Genomic DNA, 17,160 nt, shown 5'->3' on the forward strand with positions numbered 1-17,160 from the left:
ATTTAAAAGGAGAACCATAGCAAGGGGGATAACAAAGCCGTGCAATCTGACGAGATCTATCGACTGGCTCAAGGGGGCAATCCAAGGGCGATCGCCGAAATCCTCAAGGCGCAGTTTCGTGACCAAGGTATCCGAGTCATCGTTAAAACCCCCGCAGAAAAACAGCTCAACATCGTGTTTGAAAGCTCAACAACGCCAGACCAACAGCATATTCAAACACAGCTTCAAGCTCTACAATCCCACTGGCAAAAGCATCTCACACTAAAAATTACGGCAACGGGATTTCGCTTTGGAGAACTCGAACCAGACTGGGAATGGGCGATCGCCAAAGGATTACTTTCTTCAGAAGAACGACAACAATCTTCAGAAAATCTCGCACTCATTCAAAAGACACCCGAAGTCCAACAGAAACGCTCAGCTCTCGCAGTTCAATTACAAAAAATCCTAGAGCCGCAACTTTGGCATAGTCAGATCACCCAAACAAAAAACGCGTTGGTAATCAAGCTCAATGTCATCAAAAATATTGACCGTCGCCATTGTCGTCAAGTTATTCAAACCGCTGTCCAAGCCCTCGACAGCCCAGAAATCAAAAAAGTCTATCTCAACGTTTACCATCGCCAAAAGCAACAATATCTCTGGAAAGAAGCCTTTGACCCTAACGATGATTTCGACACAAATATTGCTGTTTCCCCTTCACCCCAAAAACAACGGCGATCGCCCACCCAAGACACCCTTAAAGCATTAACCATCGGCATTAGTTGCAGCATAGCCATATTCATTGTGCCGCTGAGTCGCTTTATTCTCAACGCCTTTCTGACCTTCGTCCACGAACTAGGCCATGCCGCAGCCTACTGGACATTTGGCTATCCCGCCGTACCCAGCTTTGATTTTATTTTCGGCGGAGGCATTACCCTTGCCCTCAACCAAGCCCCAATTTTGGCGATCGCCATCTATGGCTTACTCAGCTATATAGCCTTCCAGTACCGCCATAATCGCAATACCCTGATCATCCTAGCCAGCATTACAGTCATCCATTTACTCTCCCTACTCAGCCCACTACACCAGACACTCATCATCACCATGGGGCATATCGCCGAACTCATGGCAATTTTTATCTGCGGCTATTGCGCCCTTGGAAAATATTTCTGTTACGTCGGCGGCGAACAAACAATCTATGCAATGTTAGCAAGCTTTAGCTTTCTCGAAAGTTGCTCCTTCTTCGGACAACTCACCTTTAGCAACAGTTTTCGCATCGCCTACCGTGTCGGCAAAGGCGGTTTACTCGACAACGATCTCGTCAGACTCTCTAACGACTACCTATCCCTAGGCTTAGCAGAAATCGCCTGTATTTTTCTCTTAGCCACAATCATGATGCCCCTTGCCACCTGGTATGCCTTTCATTACGAGCCACTATGGATTATGAAATTTTATCGACTGTGCCAACGCAACCCAGACTCGAAGCCCGGATTATGACAAGATTAAACAATAGAGATTTCAACGAAAGACGGCACATTCCCCGTTTGGCAGCAGAACTAGTTCACAGTAGTTTAAACCCACGCAAAAGCATGTCACAGCCTAGCCTCAAGATATTGTAATTTCGTTCGCAGCCCACTAAAGTTCACCAAGTTAAACCCTAACGGCGCAAAAGTTTCAGGCAATCCTCAATATTTCGCCTTAAGTCCCAACCATAAGACCTAAAACATCAGCCCACAAAGTGGCCACTCTAATCCTGATATTGCTCTAGAAAAGCCTGCTCTGTCGTAAAGATTTTAAAAATACGATCCATATTCGTCAGCTCAAACAACATCTTAATTTGCTGATTGACATGGCAAAGATATAACGTCCCACCATGGGCGCGCACAGTTTTGAGGAGGAGCACAAGAGAGCCAAGACCAGCACTATCCATAAAGGTAATGCCAGAAAAATTTAGAAGAATGTGTTTTTTCCCCTCATCGGTCAAACTTTTGAGCACATCGTCTCGAAATTCTAGAACCTTGATATTGTCAAAGATTCCAGTTGGGTGAAACGTTTTAAGTTGATCCATGGCGTTGCGGAGTCAAAAAAATTAACCGAGGGGGTCTAAATATTGACGCTTAAATTCTTCTTGATCCGAAAAAATGTCAAAGATTTGATCCATGCTCGTTAACTCAAACAACATCTGTAGCTGGTGGTTAAGGGAGCAAAGGTAAAGCTGGGAGCCTGCATTTCGCACTTCTTTGCGGGCGAGTACTAACGCACCTAAGCCGGAGCTATCCATAAAAGTTACTTGGCTAAAGTCTACCAACACCATCGATGCTTGTTTGGCTCCTTCGATAATTTGGCGACGAAAGCTCACAGCTTTGTTGTTATCCAAAATATCGGCTGGTCTGACTACAGTGACATTCGGAGACATAAAGTGCTAGGTAAATTAGATGCGCTAACTTTTTAACGATACCAAAACTTGGGCAAGTCGGAGCGACGTAATGGCACAAAAAATCTTAATCTTAGGTGGAACTGGACAGATTGGTCAGCGGGTTGCGGCGGATCTTTTGGAACAAGGATCTATGGCGATTACGGTGACAGGTAGGCATGCAGTGTCTCACCCTTCTTGCTTGGCAAGGGAAAATGTGAGTTTTTTGCGGCTTGATCTGGATTGGCAAGATAAATTGCAGCAGGCGATCGCCGAGCATGATTTAGTCATTCATTGTGCGGGGCCCTTTCACCGCCGGGACGGACGCGTTTTAAAAGCTTGTATTGCTGAGGGAAAAAATTATATCGATGTGAGTGATCACCGTTGCCTCTACGAAAAAATCAAGCCTCTCACAATAGAAGTCGAAAAGGCAGGGATTACGGCAATTTGCAATGCCGGCGTGTTTCCGGGGATTTCCAATAGCATGGTGCGTCTTGGCGTAGAGCAATTAGACCAGCCGGAAAAAATTGAACTGTATTATGGCGTAGCGGGTTCCGGCGGGGCTGGGGAAACGGTGATGACGACAACTTTCCTTGGATTATTAGAGCCATTTTCTGTGTGGCAAGATGGGCAATGGGTCAAAAAACAGCCCTATTCCGAACCCGAAAAAATTCATTTTGCTGCGCCCATTGGTCAAGCAACGGTCTATTGGTTCGATGTGGCAGAAACTTTTACGTTTCAAGAGTCGTTTCCCGTGCAGACGGTCATCACAAAGTTTGGCTCAATTCCCCATATTTACAATCAGCTCACCCGGGCGATGACTTTGCTTCCGGCTGGCATGCTTAAAAAGACGCAAGTCATTAAAGGTTTATCAAAAATCAGCTATGGCATGACCCAAGTGAGCGATCGCCTCACGGGTGTTGGCGTGGCCATGCGGGCAATAGTCACAGGCACAAAAGATGGTAAATCCCAAAAAATAACCATTGACTTTGTCCATGAACATACGGCGATCGCCGCCGGACAGGGAGTCGGCCTAATCGCCGAACTACTCTTGACTGACCAACTCAAGAAAAAAGGATTCTATCCAGTCGAACAGATTATCCCCAGCCCCCTATTTCTAAAATTAGCCAAAAAACGCAACATGTCCATCACCCTCAACACCCAGCCAAACCCCTAGGAAGCAGACACAGAGAAAAAATCAGAAACCCCCTGCCGCGCAATAAACTCAATCGCCGCCTCAGCCGTCTTTTGCGGATGAAAATAATGGAAAAAATATCTCCCCCCCGGACATTGCCACAAACAATCCGTAGACTTCATCCAAGGTCGCCAATCCCTGTGCAACTGGGGGTCAATCACCACATCATTTTCACCACTGCAAACCATCAAGGGCATCGCCACAGCCTTCGGAGTTAACCTCAAAGTCTGATAGAGCGTATGCACCGACAAAGCCATCTGCAAATCATCCTCTAAAAGCCCCATCAGATACCGAACCGTCTCATTACTTTGGAGCCCAAATAAATTGTAAACCGTCTGCTTTAACAGTACCTGGCGCGGACAAGGCAACAACCTCAGTTGAGCATAATAATGCGCCTGCCAATCAATCGCCGGATACACACCAACCGCAAATAACGTTAAAGACTTAACTTTTTTCGGATAATTGTAAGCGTACAACAGCGCCAACAACCCACCCGCACCATGACCCATCAAATGCATCGGGCGATCACTTTGACTCAAATACCGATGAAGTAGCCGAATCGCCCCATCCAGAGAAACCCCCTCATCCAAAGACTGCGTATAATCCCAAGTCCCAACCCGATAAACCCTTGACAACTCATGCAAAACAGGCTGATTAAAAACCTTTAAAGCCGGACTCACATTAATCCAGAGAATATCCATCTCATCCAACAAAGAAAACTTATCTACCATCAAAAATAAACCTGAAACTAATTTAATAAACCTAAAATTTTATACATCTAAACTTGTCACTTCTTCACCAAACAATCCTCCATTAATCCCACGATCTAGATTAGTGAAAATATCCAGAAATGACTCCATAGAAGCAAACAAAAAAAATCCTACCCATCAATCTCCATAGCCAAAACAGACCACTTGAAAATAAGAAATGAGGAGCCAACATTGCGACCCCTCACGCATGAGGAAACCTTAAACCCTAAAGCCCGAATGCCGGCTTAATTTGAGTGACCCACGTAGAGATGCGGTCAGCCGTCATTTCAGATTGATTATCTTCATCCAAAGCTAACCCAACAAACTGACCACCACGATCCGCTTTAGAAGCAGCATGCTCATAGCCCTCAGTAGACCAATGACCCACTGTTTTACCACCAAGACTAGAAATTTTCGCCTCTAACAAGCCCATCGCATCTTGGAAATTATCACTGTAGCCAATCTGATCACCAGCGCCAAAATACGCCACTGTTTTACCACTAAAATCAACATTATCGAGATCTTCATATAGTCCGTCCCAATCAGACTGTAGTTCCCCAATATCCCATGTCGGACAACCAATAATTAAATATTCATAGCTGTCAAAAATATCTGTTTCAATGTCCGCTACATCAAACACATCAACCACATCCGCACCACCTAATGCCGCTTGGATCGCTTCCGCAATCTCTTCAGTATTACCTGTTTGAGTACCAAAAAATAGACCAATTTTTGCCATGATAAATTCCGTTAAAGTGAGTATAAATTCAGAGGAAAAATAACTTGAAATTTCTGGTTTTAATTCTTCTCTAAAATAAAATTCCAACCTTCTTTTTTTTAATTTGGCACAGTGAACGAAGAAAAAAAGGGTTCCAAATCACTAGAAGGAACCCAATTGTCGTTGAGAGAAGAAACTTTCTTGTAGGAGGAAAATCAAACCAATGTCTAAGTCAATGTCTAAAACTTAAGCATCAGCAGTAGAGAGGGCTTGCTCCACGCGGCGGAAGTCAAAACCCATCGCTCTTAGGGCGTGCCAAAGATGACCCTGGAGGAAGAAAAAAGCAAAGAAGAAATGCATATTTGCTAACCATGCCCGCGAAGTATGATGATTTAGCCCGAGATCAACGGTGTCAGCAAAGTAAGGAACAATGCTTAATTTCACATCTAGGACTGGTCCATAAAATTCAACGGGATAGGCTGCTGTATTGACGGCGCAGAAGTATGCTGCAACGAAACCAGCAAGGGCAATGCCACCAAGGGAATAGGACAGGATTGCCTCGCCAGAAAAGAGAAGTAATTTTCTCGCCCAACTTAGTGGAGGAACAATAATGTGCCAGATGCCACCGCCAATGAGCAATGCGCCAACGTAAATGTGGCCACCAACGATATCTTCGAGGTTATCTACGGTTGCAAAGTGAGTTTGGTAACCATAAATGGTTGCAGGGCTTAATGTTGGTTCGGTGACAACTCGCACAGTTTCGGTTGCAGCGTCATACAACCCACCGAAATACATTGCTTTTGCAACGAAGAGTAATGCTCCAAATCCCAATAGGAGCAAGTGATGACCGAGAATCATACCCAGCTGTTTGGGGTCTTCCCACTCGAAATGGAATTTTTTTGCGGTTCCATCTGTGGTTTTGAGATCTTCTGGTGCTTTGAGGGTATGGAACAGTCCCCCTGCGCCGAGTACGGCAGAAGCAATCAGGTGGATTGCTCCGATCACGAAATAGGGATAGGTGTTAATTGTCCCGTCTTGGCTGATACCGAATCCTAGTGTGGCTAGGTGTGGTAACAAAATGAGATTTTGTTCGCCCATGGCAATGGTGGGATCGAAGGAAGAAATCTCGAAGAGTGTAAAGGCTCCTGCCCAAAATACGATAAGTGCAGTATGGGCAACGTGTGCGCCAATAAATTTGCCAGACAAGTCTACGAATCGGGCATTTCCTGCCCACCATTTGTATTGAACGTCTGGGTTGTCATAGGTCTGCATGGTTATAAGCTTACGAGTAAACTCGACATCGTTTTTTATTGACTATCTTTTGCAATAATCGTTCTGGAGCTATTCTACAAAGATTTGCAATAAGATCAAGTTAAGTTATGTAACAAAAAGATTTTGGTGGTTGTTTTGTTGGCTTCGGAGGCTTTTTTGTGGTTTTTTATCGGTTTTAGGTGAGCTTGCTTTGTGGGTTTTCTTGGTTTGGGCAAGGGGATTTATTTTTTGTTTTGTTTTATTGATAGTAATTCTTATTTTGTGGGGACTGGTTTTCGGGATGCTTTTTGACTTTCTTTGTTAATAAAGGTGATTGGAGGGGGTGTGATGTTCGGTGGGGAGTTGTTTGGGGTGTGGGGAGGTGTCGCGATTGGTCTGGCAAAAAATAATTGCGTTATTGTCTGAAGTGGTTTACTGAGGCTCTCTCTGGCTTTGCTGTCTCTTTTTGAAAGGAAGATAAGTTAGTTGGTGGGGCTGCTGCAGAGGAGGGCATTGTCAATTAAAAATCATTAAAATGGTCAATTTACAGGTGACTAACTGACTTTATTTTGTGATTTCGGGGTTTTGGGACAGTTCTGGTTTGTGGCGGGGGTGGCGATCGCCTCACATGATGTGCGATGCCGGGGTCAAGGGGCATTGTTGCTGGAGTGGTTTTCTGGGGATTTGGTTTTGGGGGATTTCATTTTGGTGGTGTGGCGGCGGGGTGGTGTGGGCTAAAAGTTCTGGGTAAAAGGTCTGAAAGGTTTCGTTGACTAACTGGTATTTGGATTCCAGCAAGGGGATGGCCTCAAGCATGGGGGCAAATTTTGGGCGGCGCACGACGATACGACGGATGGAAAATGCCACGCCTTCTAGCTCTGAGTAACGATGTAATAATCTACTTTGTTGCATGTGATGAATCATCTCGGCCGCGTTTGTCGGCAACTGGTTTGAAACTTGCAAAATCTGCGTTAGGCGAGACTCAATAAATTCTTCTCGGGAATTTGTATGATGCCATTTCTCCCAAGATTGGGACAGACAGTGGTCAAAAACAAGGTCTAGGATGACGGCGGAAAAACGTCTCAATTGCCCCGGAAATAGTTTGCGTGAGGCTAAAACAACGGGGTGGGTATCGGTAAAGGTATCGATTTTTTGATGGAATTCCATGCCTCTGCGATATTCGGGACAGCTAGGGTTACGACAAAGGTCGGCGGCTAGATTTCCGGCTGAGGCGACGGGAGAGAGGCGATCGCCCACGTGTAAGTGTGCAAGTAAATTCATGGTGTGGTTATCTGACCTCAAAGAAAGCACATCTTTTTAGTGTGTCGGTCTTTTGTTTTTTTGGTGGCAGATGCTGGATATATATTTATATTTTCGAGTTTATATTTTTGGGTTGCTGTGCTGGGTAAGGGGATGGGCGATCGCCGGACGTTTTACAATGACTCATCACCATTGTTCTGATTTGGCAAACCATGAAGTCAAAGTTTTCCTTTGCCACGCCTTACTTATTTTTATTGCCAGCGTTATTGGTTTTGGGGTTAACCGTTGCTTTCCCCGCTGTGCAGGCGTTTTATTTAAGTTTCACAGAATACCAATATGATTTGACCGCAGCACCGACCTGGGTTGGTTTTCAGAATTTTTCGCGTTTGTTTAAAGACCCACTTTTCTGGAAAACCCTCGGCAATACAGTCCTCTATCTCATTGGCGTTGTCCCTCTATTGGTGAGCTTATCCCTCGGTTTGGCGATCGCCGTTAATCAAAAACTACGTGGCATTACTTGGTTTCGAGCCGCCTACTACACCCCAGTAATTGTGTCCTTAGTCGTGGCGGGCATTGCCTGGAAGGCGCTCTATGCTTCCAACGGCTTCCTGAATCAGCTCATTAAACAATTGGGATTGGGCGACGGTATTCCGTGGCTGACCGACCCAAAACTAGCCATTTGGAGCGTGATGCTCGTGACCATTTGGAAAGGCTTGGGCTACTATATGGTGATTTATCTGGCGGGGTTACAGGGCATTTCACCGGAGCTCTACGAAGCGGCATCCCTCGATGGCTCCGACGGTTGGCGCAAACATTTTGATATTACGGTGCCTCTGATGCGCCCTTATATTTTGTTGGTGTCAGTGATTTCAGCCATTTCGGCCACAAAGGTCTTTGAGGAAATTTTTGTAATGACCCAAGGTGGCCCGTTAAATTCATCTAAAACCGTTGTTTATTATCTCTACGAACAGGCTTTTCAAAATTTAGAGATTAGCTATGCTTGCACGATTGGCTTGGTGTTGTTTTTAATTATTTTTATTTTGTCAATTTTTAATCTCTATCTCTCTCGCCAAACGAATCAACCTCTTTAAAGGGTTTCAAAGGATTTCTAGGTCATTATTGTGCCAATCTTTGATGTTGGGGCAGTTTTCAGTAAAAAAGGCGAGGAGAAAATCTTAGTTGGTACAAAGATCTGCGGTATCAGGGGAGATCGCCAAATAATCCTTTGCCCAGTCACAGGCATAGGTGAAGGTATCCAAGGCGCACATGGCATCCATCTGCCATATTTTGATTATCAATACGCCCTAAAATTTCCCGCTCCACAAAATAACTTAAATTTTGCAATAACGAAATATCTGCCGCCCCACGCCACCACGCTTTCAACTTTAATTCCCGCCGTAATTTTAGACCGCGCCATAGCTCTAAAACAATACCTTTATACCATTGCACTGGCGTTATATTTTCTCCACCAATCCTGGTCATATCAAGGTGTGATCGGTGAAATTTATAGGCAAAACGTTAGAGAAATCAGGGGTAAGATCATATCTAAAAAAAGCAAATAAAATCAGTCAAAGGAAGAGGCGATCGCCGCCATTTCTTCAATATGCCAACACACACGATTACGTCCAGCTTGTTTCGCTTGATAGAGCATCTCATCAGCTTTTTGAAAAAGCATTTGGCGTTCCTCTCCAACCTTAGGCCTCCACAGGGCTCCCCCGACACTCATCGTTAGCTTTAGGGGTGGTGATAAAAGCTCATTATTCACAACCGTTAGATCGAGGGCTGCCACCTTGAGACGAATTTTTTCCCCTAGGGCGATCGCCTCCGCTGGATCCTGCACTAACCGCAATAGCACAAACTCCTCACCACCATAACGGGCAACACAGTCAAAAAAATCACTCTTTATTTGCAACAGCACCTGCGCCACCTGAACCAAGACATAATCACCCGTTGTATGACCATAGGTATCATTACATTGCTTGAAAAAATCAATATCACACACCAACAACACTAAGGCCTGATCATTCGTTTGGGCCATATGCCATCGAGCCTCAAAAATAGCATCAAAACTACGGCGATTGTAAAGCTGCGTTAGAGCGTCGCGTTCTGCCAAACTGCGCAACTCAAAATTTTCCTTTTCAAGCTTTTGTAATCGTTCTCGATCAAGGCTCGCCTGCAAATTTGCCACACTCCTATTTGTGGTGAGTTGTTCGAGTTCTGTTATTTGTGCTTGGAAATAATTACGGTACAATTCACCGCACAAAGTGACACGACTACCATCACGTTCTACCAAACCTAAATATTCTAATTTGTAGGCAATAATGGCAGGTAATTGGACTGGCTCTACGGCGTTAACAAGCTGACATAATGCCCCAAATAATTCTGGATACCGACTAAAGATCTGCCATAGACGCGAAAAGTGGGCGCGATAAATACTTTCACGATGGAGAACCGCTTCAAAATAATTTTGTATTGTCTCTTGCCAGTTTTGGTGATCAGACTCCAAGGTTCGATTAATTTGCCGGGAAAAATGCTCTAAGGTTAAGCTGATCAGGTGGGGATGTCCCCCTAGCATTTCACTAATATATTGAGCAGTTTTTGTTGTCCATGACAAACCGTAGCGGTGGGCTAATTCGGTGATTTCTGCTGCATTAAATCCCCTCAGGGTAATGGGTAAGCCCACATTAAAAGGTGATTGCTGCACATTGAGGGTAATGTAAATTTCGGTGGCATAGGTCACGACTAAATTTAGTTTTGACCATGCAGGTGTACGGCGGGCTTCTTCGTACCAAGAGCGAAATAGGGGTAAAACTTCCCGTGCGGTGTTGCCGTAGCCAAAGAGACAGTCGAGGTTTTCGATGACGAGGATGAGGCGATCGCCCTCAATAATTTCGAGGAGATATTCTTCAAAATAAAAAGAACAATTGAGTTTTGCTCCGAGGTCTTCATCCCAATAATCATCTAAGGTAGAAGTGGCTCCCAGGCTACGGGTTACGAATAAACATAATGCCCGCAAAAACTTTTCTGGTGTGGCGAATAACGTTACATCAACTTTGCGTAAATCTAGAACAATACGGCGATCGCCGGCCTGCTGAAACCGTTGAAAAACATAGTGCAAAAAAGAAGTCTTCCCAAACTTCTGCGGTGCTCGAATGCGTAGTAAGCCACCACCTTGGGACAGAGCAGCCTCGATACGCTGATAGTCAACTTGGGGCATAACATAATGTTGATAGTCTCTCGTTTCGGTAATGGACATTGGCATTGGTATCAACCAAAGATTTTGTATGAAAATCCAATTATTTTTAACGCAATTAAGGGATCGCAACTACTCAATACCGACGCTAGTCAGACAAAGTATTGGATTTAAGCTTTTGCCCAAAACTCATTAAATATCGGCAAACACCCCAATATAATTTTGTTGATTGAACAACATCTCGTCAATTTAAGTTGTAGCAAATAATCTCGTATCTTTCTAAAGATGGTGATGGTGACTGGTCGCCCTCTTAACTGCGCTTTAGTTTTGCCATGACGCGATTTTTTAGAATTTCCAGTTCGGGTAGTTTGAGGAGCATTGCTAGTCCGAAAAATATTGACAAAGACACGGCGATCGCCACCACTAACTCTAAACCTTGAATATAAAGATTATTACCAAAGCTCAGAGAAGCCACTCCAAGCGAAATCCCCCAACTCGCACAGCCTGCCACAATACTTGCACCCACCAACCCCAATAAATTCAAACCCCACTCACCAAGAGGCAAACCCCCTAAACGCCGACTCAAGAGCACGATCATGATCGCCATTGAAAAAACATTTACACCAATCGTGGCAAAAACAAGACCCGGCGTTTTAAACGCATTGACGAGGAAAAAGTCAAGAACAGCATTGACAAAAATATTGATCAAGCTAATGCGTGACGGCGTTACCCCATCCCCCAAGCCATAGAAAACCCGCACAAGAATATCGCGACCAAGATAGAAAAACATCCCCAAGCCATAGGCCATCAACACAGGAGCAACCACCAAGGTCGCATCGGCAGCAAAAGCATTGTATTCATAAACAATACGAATAATCGTTTGTGCCTGGGAAACAAAAATGGCACTCAGGGGCAACATCGACAAGGCAGAAAGCAATAGACCTTGGCGAATTCTCTGTTTGAGTTCGTCCCAATTTTCCGGAGCCGCCAAACGCGAAAAGACCGGCAATAACGGCACGAGAATCATATTTGAGATGATGCCCAGCGGTGTCAGCACAATGAAATTGGCATAACGCATTGCCGCCGCCGCACTTTCGATATACGACGCAAAAAACATGTCCGTATAGACATTAATATGGAGCATCCCGGAGGACAGGGTCGCCGGAATCATCACCTTGAGGACATCCTTTACACCCGGAATAGCCAGATCTAGCCTCGGTCGTAATGTCCCTAAACCAGACTGCCACTGGGCAAATAATTGCGCCAGCCATTGCAACACAGCACCGAGCAAGGTTGTACCGGCAAGGACAATACCGCCAATCTGCATATATTCAGGAGCACCTGCTTGTTCCCCAAACAACCAAATGAGGCTGCCCACACCAACGACGATACTAAGACTGGAAAAAAGTGGACTAATTCCCGGTAGCCAGTATTGATCGGACGCGTTTAAGGTTCCGAAGCCGATACCAATGAGACCTGCTAGCACCGCCAACGGAGCCATAATTTGCAGTTGGAGAATTGCTAAATTACGAACTTCTCCCTCTAGACCGGGCGCGAGCAAGTCAATAAAAACTCCAGCAAAGATTACGAGAACTACAGCGGCGAAGAACAGGCCAATGGTCACAATGGTTGAGACGGTTTCAACGAGGGGGGCTGCATCTTTCTGGTCGCGTTTTGAGAGTACACTGACCAAGGCACTGTGGAAGGGGCCATTAATACCGCCTAGCAAAATCAACAAAAATCCGGGGATAATGTAGGCGTAGGCATAGGCATCTACCACTGGCCCGACCCCGAAGGCGCGGGCGATCGCCTGTTCTCTGACCAGACCAAAAACTTTACTAATGAGGGTGGCAAGGGCAACAATGCCTGCAATGCCAGCCAGAGAGCGGGATTTTTTTGGGGAATCAGCCACAGTAGTACCGAAGAACAAAACTTCTCTATTTTTGCCTAGAACGGTTGCTTTGAGAATTTTGTTTTCTAGCGACGAGTTTGACGAAAAGTTTAAGGGGGGATCGAGTTAACCTAAGGGCTTCTAGCAGAAAATAAATCGGGAAGAAAGGTCGGCGATCGTTCAAATCACCACGCAAAAATTCAAAGAATATCTGCAAGATCTGTATCAAGACAATCTCGACAAAGTCATTTTGTTTGGCTCTGAAGCTCGTAGAGAAGCAGAAAAAAATTTTTTTGACCTTGCTAAAGACAATTTTTTGTATCCAAATATCATTTGCTATAAAAACTATTTGTATACGTCTTTCCGATGTTGGCAATTCACAACTAAAATAATTAATTGCTCATCTTAAATGTCGTAAATTACTTGTTAATTCCCAACTCTTAGCTCGTCTTCTAATGCAGTTAAAAGTCGAGAAACAATGGCATTTTGCTGCTCGTTTGGCAGCTGGGCGATCGCCGCAAATGCACGCTGTAATAAATCTGTTATGGTGCGCTTCCGAAAGTAGTGAATTATTTTTAGCTTGCGCCAATCCTAACACTGGTAAACCGCTACTATAGATATCTGTTTCCTGTGAGTTCTGACCAAATTTTTCATGCCTGCATCCAACCGCAATCCCATCGCAGACGAAATTCCCAACGCTGATTACCGCAAGTTGCCAGACCGGACTCTCCTGACACCGATGATGCAGCATTACACAGAGGTAAAGGATATTTATCCTAATGCGATTTTGTTGTATCGGGTGGGGGACTTTTTTGAGTGCTTTTTCTTGGATGCGATCACGGTTTCGCGGGAACTGGAACTGGTTTGTACAAGCAAAGAATCGGGGAAAGGGATTGGTCGTGTGCCGATGACGGGTGTGCCTCACCATGCGCTAGAACGCTATAGTACGCAGCTGGTGGAAAAGGGTTATGGCGTGGTCATTTGTGATCAGGTGGAGGATGCGGCGATCGCCCAAGCGGAAAAACGAATGGTGCGGCGGGAAGTGCAAAAGGTGCTTACGCCGGGGACTTTGACCGATGATGGGATGCTGCGGGCGCGGCAAAATAATTATTTAGCAGCGGTGGTGATGGCGGGCAAACATTGGGGTTTGGCCTATGCGGATATCTCGACGGGGGAATTTTGTACAACCCAAGCCAGTGACCTCGAAGCGCTAACCATTGAGCTGTTACGCTTGCAACCTTCGGAAATTTTGTATCCTACCGATGCGCCCGATCTCCAAACGTTAATGCGTCCCGGCGATCGCCAAAAACTTCTGAAACAACATCTTCCTGAATGTCTACCTTCCGATTTTTGTTATGCGCTGCGATCGCCGAGAGAATTTGACATTAACGAAGCAAAACCAAAGTTGTTGATGACATTTCAGCGGTCTTCATTGGAAGGGATGGGCTGCGAGAAATTGCCGTTAGCGGTGCGGGCTGCGGGGGGACTTTTAGCTTATGTAGAGGAAACGCAGCAAGCCTACAAGGTTCCCTTTGAAACGCTACGCACCTATAGCATCCATGAATATTTGCAGTTGGATCACCAAACTCGCCGTAACCTCGAAATCACCCAAACCATCCGTGATGGAAGCCTTTACGGTTCGTTATTGTGGGCGCTGGATGTCACCAATACCAATATGGGCGGTCGGGCATTGCGGCGCTGGCTATTGCAACCATTACTCGATCCAGAGGCGATCGCCGAGCGTTTCGACACAGTGGATGAGTTAGTCGAGAATACAAATCTACGGCAGGATGTGCGCCATGTTTTAAAGCAAATTTATGACTTGGAGCGCATTGCAGGACGCATTGGATCTGGAAGTGCAAACGCCCGTGATCTATATGCCTTGGCGGAATCTCTGACGAAATTATCCTACCTCGCCGAGATTGTAGAAAATGCCGAATCCCCCTATTTGCAAGCGGTACAAAATTTCCCGCCTGACCTCGATAAATTGGGCAAACACGTTTTAGCTCACTTGGTCGATTCACCGCCCATCCATATTAAAGACGGTGGCATTATCAAAAATGGTGTCGATGAAGAGCTGGATCATTTGCGTCGGAGCCAAGTGGAAGACCGGGAATGGCTCGCCAACCTCGAAATTACAGAGCGGGAACGGACGGGAGTTGCAAAGCTGAAAGTCGGTTATAACAAGACCTTTGGCTACTATATCAGTATGCCCCGCTCCCAGTCGGCTCAGGCTCCCGAAGAATATCTGCGCAAACAAACCCTCAGCAACGAGGAACGCTACATTACGCCGGAACTCAAAGAGCGCGAAAGCCGCATCCTCACTGCCAAAGACGATATCTGCAAGCTCGAATATGAAATCTTTACAGAGTTGAGATCCACCGTCGCCGAACATACCGACACCATCCGTGCCGCTGCCGGGGCGATCGCCGCCATTGATGTCTTAGCTGCCTTCGCTGAAACCGCCGTTTATCAAGGCTATTGTCGCCCAAAGATTGGCAAAACTAAGTGTCTAGAAATTGAAGAAGGTCGTCACCCCGTCGTCGAAAAGTCTTTAGGCATGGGTTTATTTGTCGCCAACTCAACCAATCTCGGCAAAGCCAAAAACATCAAAAACCCTGACCTTATTATTCTCACAGGCCCCAACGCCAGCGGTAAAAGTTGCTATCTCCGCCAAACCGGATTGATTCAGCTCATGGCTCAAGTGGGCAGTTTCATTCCCGCCAAATCTGCAACTATCCCGATCTGCGATCGCATTTTTACGCGGGTGGGTGCAGTAGATGATCTCGCCACCGGCCAATCCACATTTATGGTGGAGATGAATGAAACAGCAAATATTCTCAATCACGCCACTGAAAAATCTTTAATTTTGCTCGATGAAATTGGTCGAGGCACGGCAACTTTTGACGGACTTTCCATTGCTTGGGCTGTGGCAGAACATATCGCCACCGAAATAAAAGCAAAAACGATTTTTGCCACCCATTATCACGAATTAAACGAACTAGCTTCAATCCTTTTAAACGTTGCCAACTTCCAAGTAACCGTCAAAGAACTACCCGAAGAAATCATCTTTTTGCACAAAGTTCAGCCCGGCGGTGCCGACAAATCCTACGGCATTGAAGCAGGACGATTAGCGGGATTACCAACAAGCGTCATTACCCGTGCCAAACAGGTCATGACCCAAATCGAAAAACACAGTAAAATTGCCGTCGGTTTACGGAAAGGTGTCAAATTTAAAGAACAAGTCACCAGTAATGGTAAATATGATGTAAATAAAGCTTCCGAGCAGCTAGATATTTTTAATTTCTAAACTTTCAAAAGTAAAATTAAAGAAAAGCCGCTGGAGAAATATTGAAAAACTCTCCTAACTTTTCTAGATGCTCTACCGTGAACTTTCTTTTTTCATTCAATACATCTGAAACGATAGATTCTGTTTTGAAAATTGGAACTAAATCCTTTTGTTTCAAATTCCACTCTTCTATCAAACCCTTGAGTAACTCTAATCCAGAAATATTGGGAATAGAAACAGCCTGCTTTTCATACTCTTGGATAAGAAGACTAAGTATATTCAAATAATCTTGAATGTCTGGTGTTATCTGTTCATTATCAAGAAGATCGTCGATAACATTTTGCACAGCATCATAATCAGCTTCCGATTTAATCGGACGCGGCGGAAAACTCGTAATAAGTTCTATATATTTTGGTGATTCCAGAACTGACATAGAAGCTCTATTTTTTTAACAATGACTATCTAACCCTTATTTAAACTAAGAATCTTCTTTCCATTTATTTTTGTCATAATCTTTGTGCAAAAGAACATAACGAAGAAAAACCTTCTGGGATTCATAGTCTACATAAGCGATTAATTGAAACTTGTTTCCTCCGATATTGAAGGCTGTAAAGTTCTTAGCTTGATCTGCACTTCTAAATACTTTGCGTAAGTCAGCTAAGCTGGGACTCTCAAACTTTTTAGGTGTTTATTGCATTTGTTGTTGATGTCTGTATCTTGGCATTTTGCGAAGAAGTGCCAATCTCAAGTTTTATATTGAGGTATTGATAATTGTTGTTTTCTAGAAAAGACGCTCTGGAAATGTAAGTAGTTCATCGTAAGATTGGGTATCGGTTTTTGGGTCATAATCATTTACTCCCCAAGATGTAAGGGTATGGCGAACATTGCCGTAAAGCTCCATATCAAAAGTTACTCTAGTCTCTGTTAGGTCATTGGCGATCGCCGCAACTTCATTCATTTCAGATGTAGGGTCGGTAGTGCCATGGAGACTCAAATCCATCTGGATCAGCTCCAATTCGTGCGACTTCTAAGCCTGCAAATAATCTTTGTTGCAATTAGGGGGCGATCGCCAACCCATTGCTTCAGTCGCCTCTTATTCATCCGAACCAAAGCGCGAAAAACTTCAGGGTAATCGCATCAAAAAAAGAGGTCAAAATATGCCCGAATCAGCAAGGATCTTCAGCAAAAAATTATTGTCTAAGCCAGCTTGATATCGTTTCATCTT

General features: G+C 44.8%; 16 protein-coding genes and 1 pseudogene. 6 read left to right on the top strand and 11 right to left on the bottom strand.

The annotated features are described in order from the left end of the window. The first annotated feature begins 39 nt into the window (after positions 1-39). Complete coding sequence (locus NIES208_RS05335; protein ID WP_075890468.1) at positions 40-1,473, top strand: hypothetical protein; 1,434 nt, start codon at positions 40-42, stop codon at positions 1,471-1,473. A 250-nt stretch (positions 1,474-1,723) separates the two neighbouring features. Here NIES208_RS05335 and NIES208_RS05340 read toward each other — a convergent pair whose 3' ends face one another. Beyond that, complete coding sequence (locus tag NIES208_RS05340) at positions 1,724-2,044, bottom strand: STAS domain-containing protein (RefSeq protein WP_075890470.1); 321 nt, start codon at positions 2,042-2,044, stop codon at positions 1,724-1,726. A gap of 21 nt (positions 2,045-2,065) precedes the next feature. Then, a complete protein-coding gene (locus tag NIES208_RS05345; RefSeq protein WP_075890472.1) occupies positions 2,066-2,392 on the bottom strand; it encodes an STAS domain-containing protein in 327 nt (108 codons plus the stop codon). A 70-nt stretch (positions 2,393-2,462) separates the two neighbouring features. On the opposite strand from NIES208_RS05345, the gene NIES208_RS05350 reads away from it, so the two are divergent. Next, positions 2,463-3,566 (top strand): saccharopine dehydrogenase family protein, encoded by a 1,104-nt coding sequence (locus NIES208_RS05350; RefSeq protein ID WP_075890474.1) that lies wholly within the window; start codon positions 2,463-2,465, stop codon positions 3,564-3,566. On the opposite strand, the gene NIES208_RS05355 is transcribed toward NIES208_RS05350, so the two are convergent. From NIES208_RS05355 to NIES208_RS05370, 4 genes are all read right to left on the bottom strand, one after another. Next, positions 3,563-4,315: an alpha/beta fold hydrolase gene (locus NIES208_RS05355; RefSeq protein WP_084176544.1), complete on the bottom strand. Its 753-nt coding sequence runs from the start codon at positions 4,313-4,315 to the stop codon at positions 3,563-3,565. The two genes, NIES208_RS05350 and NIES208_RS05355, sit on opposite strands and share 4 nt — an antisense overlap. A 244-nt stretch (positions 4,316-4,559) precedes the next feature. After that, entirely contained in the window at positions 4,560-5,072 is a 513-nt protein-coding gene (fldA, locus tag NIES208_RS05360) for a flavodoxin FldA (RefSeq protein ID WP_075890516.1), read from the bottom strand. Between the two features lie 225 nt (positions 5,073-5,297). Next, positions 5,298-6,323 (bottom strand): chlorophyll a/b binding light-harvesting protein, encoded by a 1,026-nt coding sequence (locus tag NIES208_RS05365; protein ID WP_075890476.1) that lies wholly within the window; start codon positions 6,321-6,323, stop codon positions 5,298-5,300. Between the two features lie 603 nt (positions 6,324-6,926). Continuing rightward, positions 6,927-7,583: an acyl carrier protein phosphodiesterase gene (locus NIES208_RS05370; protein ID WP_075890478.1), complete on the bottom strand. Its 657-nt coding sequence runs from the start codon at positions 7,581-7,583 to the stop codon at positions 6,927-6,929. Between the two features lie 191 nt (positions 7,584-7,774). Here NIES208_RS05370 and NIES208_RS05375 point away from each other — a divergent pair, with 191 nt between their 5' ends. Further along, positions 7,775-8,653, top strand: coding sequence for a carbohydrate ABC transporter permease (locus NIES208_RS05375; RefSeq protein WP_075890480.1), 879 nt, complete (start codon positions 7,775-7,777; stop codon positions 8,651-8,653). A 30-nt stretch (positions 8,654-8,683) separates the two neighbouring features. Further along, positions 8,684-9,124, top strand: coding sequence for a hypothetical protein (locus NIES208_RS05380; protein ID WP_075890482.1), 441 nt, complete (start codon positions 8,684-8,686; stop codon positions 9,122-9,124). A gap of 2 nt (positions 9,125-9,126) precedes the next feature. Here the strand turns inward: NIES208_RS05380 and NIES208_RS05385 are convergent, their stop codons facing one another. Then, on the bottom strand, positions 9,127-10,824 hold the full coding sequence (locus NIES208_RS05385; protein WP_084176545.1) for an AAA-like domain-containing protein: 1,698 nt from the start codon (positions 10,822-10,824) through the stop codon (positions 9,127-9,129). A gap of 241 nt (positions 10,825-11,065) precedes the next feature. Continuing rightward, complete coding sequence (murJ, locus tag NIES208_RS05390) at positions 11,066-12,667, bottom strand: murein biosynthesis integral membrane protein MurJ (protein WP_075890486.1); 1,602 nt, start codon at positions 12,665-12,667, stop codon at positions 11,066-11,068. A gap of 434 nt (positions 12,668-13,101) precedes the next feature. On the opposite strand from murJ, the gene NIES208_RS18880 reads away from it, so the two are divergent. Together NIES208_RS18880 and mutS are read left to right on the top strand one after the other, a co-directional pair. Further along, positions 13,102-13,263 (top strand): hypothetical protein, encoded by a 162-nt coding sequence (locus NIES208_RS18880; RefSeq protein ID WP_171971723.1) that lies wholly within the window; start codon positions 13,102-13,104, stop codon positions 13,261-13,263. Positions 13,264-13,298: 35 nt separating this feature from the next. After that, positions 13,299-15,956: a DNA mismatch repair protein MutS gene (gene mutS, locus NIES208_RS05395; protein WP_075890488.1), complete on the top strand. Its 2,658-nt coding sequence runs from the start codon at positions 13,299-13,301 to the stop codon at positions 15,954-15,956. A gap of 16 nt (positions 15,957-15,972) precedes the next feature. On the opposite strand, the gene NIES208_RS05400 is transcribed toward mutS, so the two are convergent. The 3 genes and pseudogenes from NIES208_RS05400 to NIES208_RS05410 all read right to left on the bottom strand — a co-directional run bounded on the left by NIES208_RS05400 (position 15,973) and on the right by NIES208_RS05410 (position 16,935). Next, entirely contained in the window at positions 15,973-16,368 is a 396-nt protein-coding gene (locus tag NIES208_RS05400) for a helix-turn-helix domain-containing protein (protein WP_075890490.1), read from the bottom strand. Between the two features lie 45 nt (positions 16,369-16,413). Then, positions 16,414-16,587, bottom strand: a pseudogene (locus tag NIES208_RS19895) (type II toxin-antitoxin system HigB family toxin); the annotation flags it as partial. Positions 16,588-16,716: 129 nt separating this feature from the next. Then, a complete protein-coding gene (locus NIES208_RS05410; protein WP_075890492.1) occupies positions 16,717-16,935 on the bottom strand; it encodes a dienelactone hydrolase family protein in 219 nt (72 codons plus the stop codon). Positions 16,936-17,160 lie beyond the last annotated feature (225 nt).

It is taken from the genome of [Limnothrix rosea] IAM M-220 (assembly GCF_001904615.1).
Lineage (GTDB): Bacteria > Cyanobacteriota > Cyanobacteriia > Cyanobacteriales > MRBY01 > MRBY01.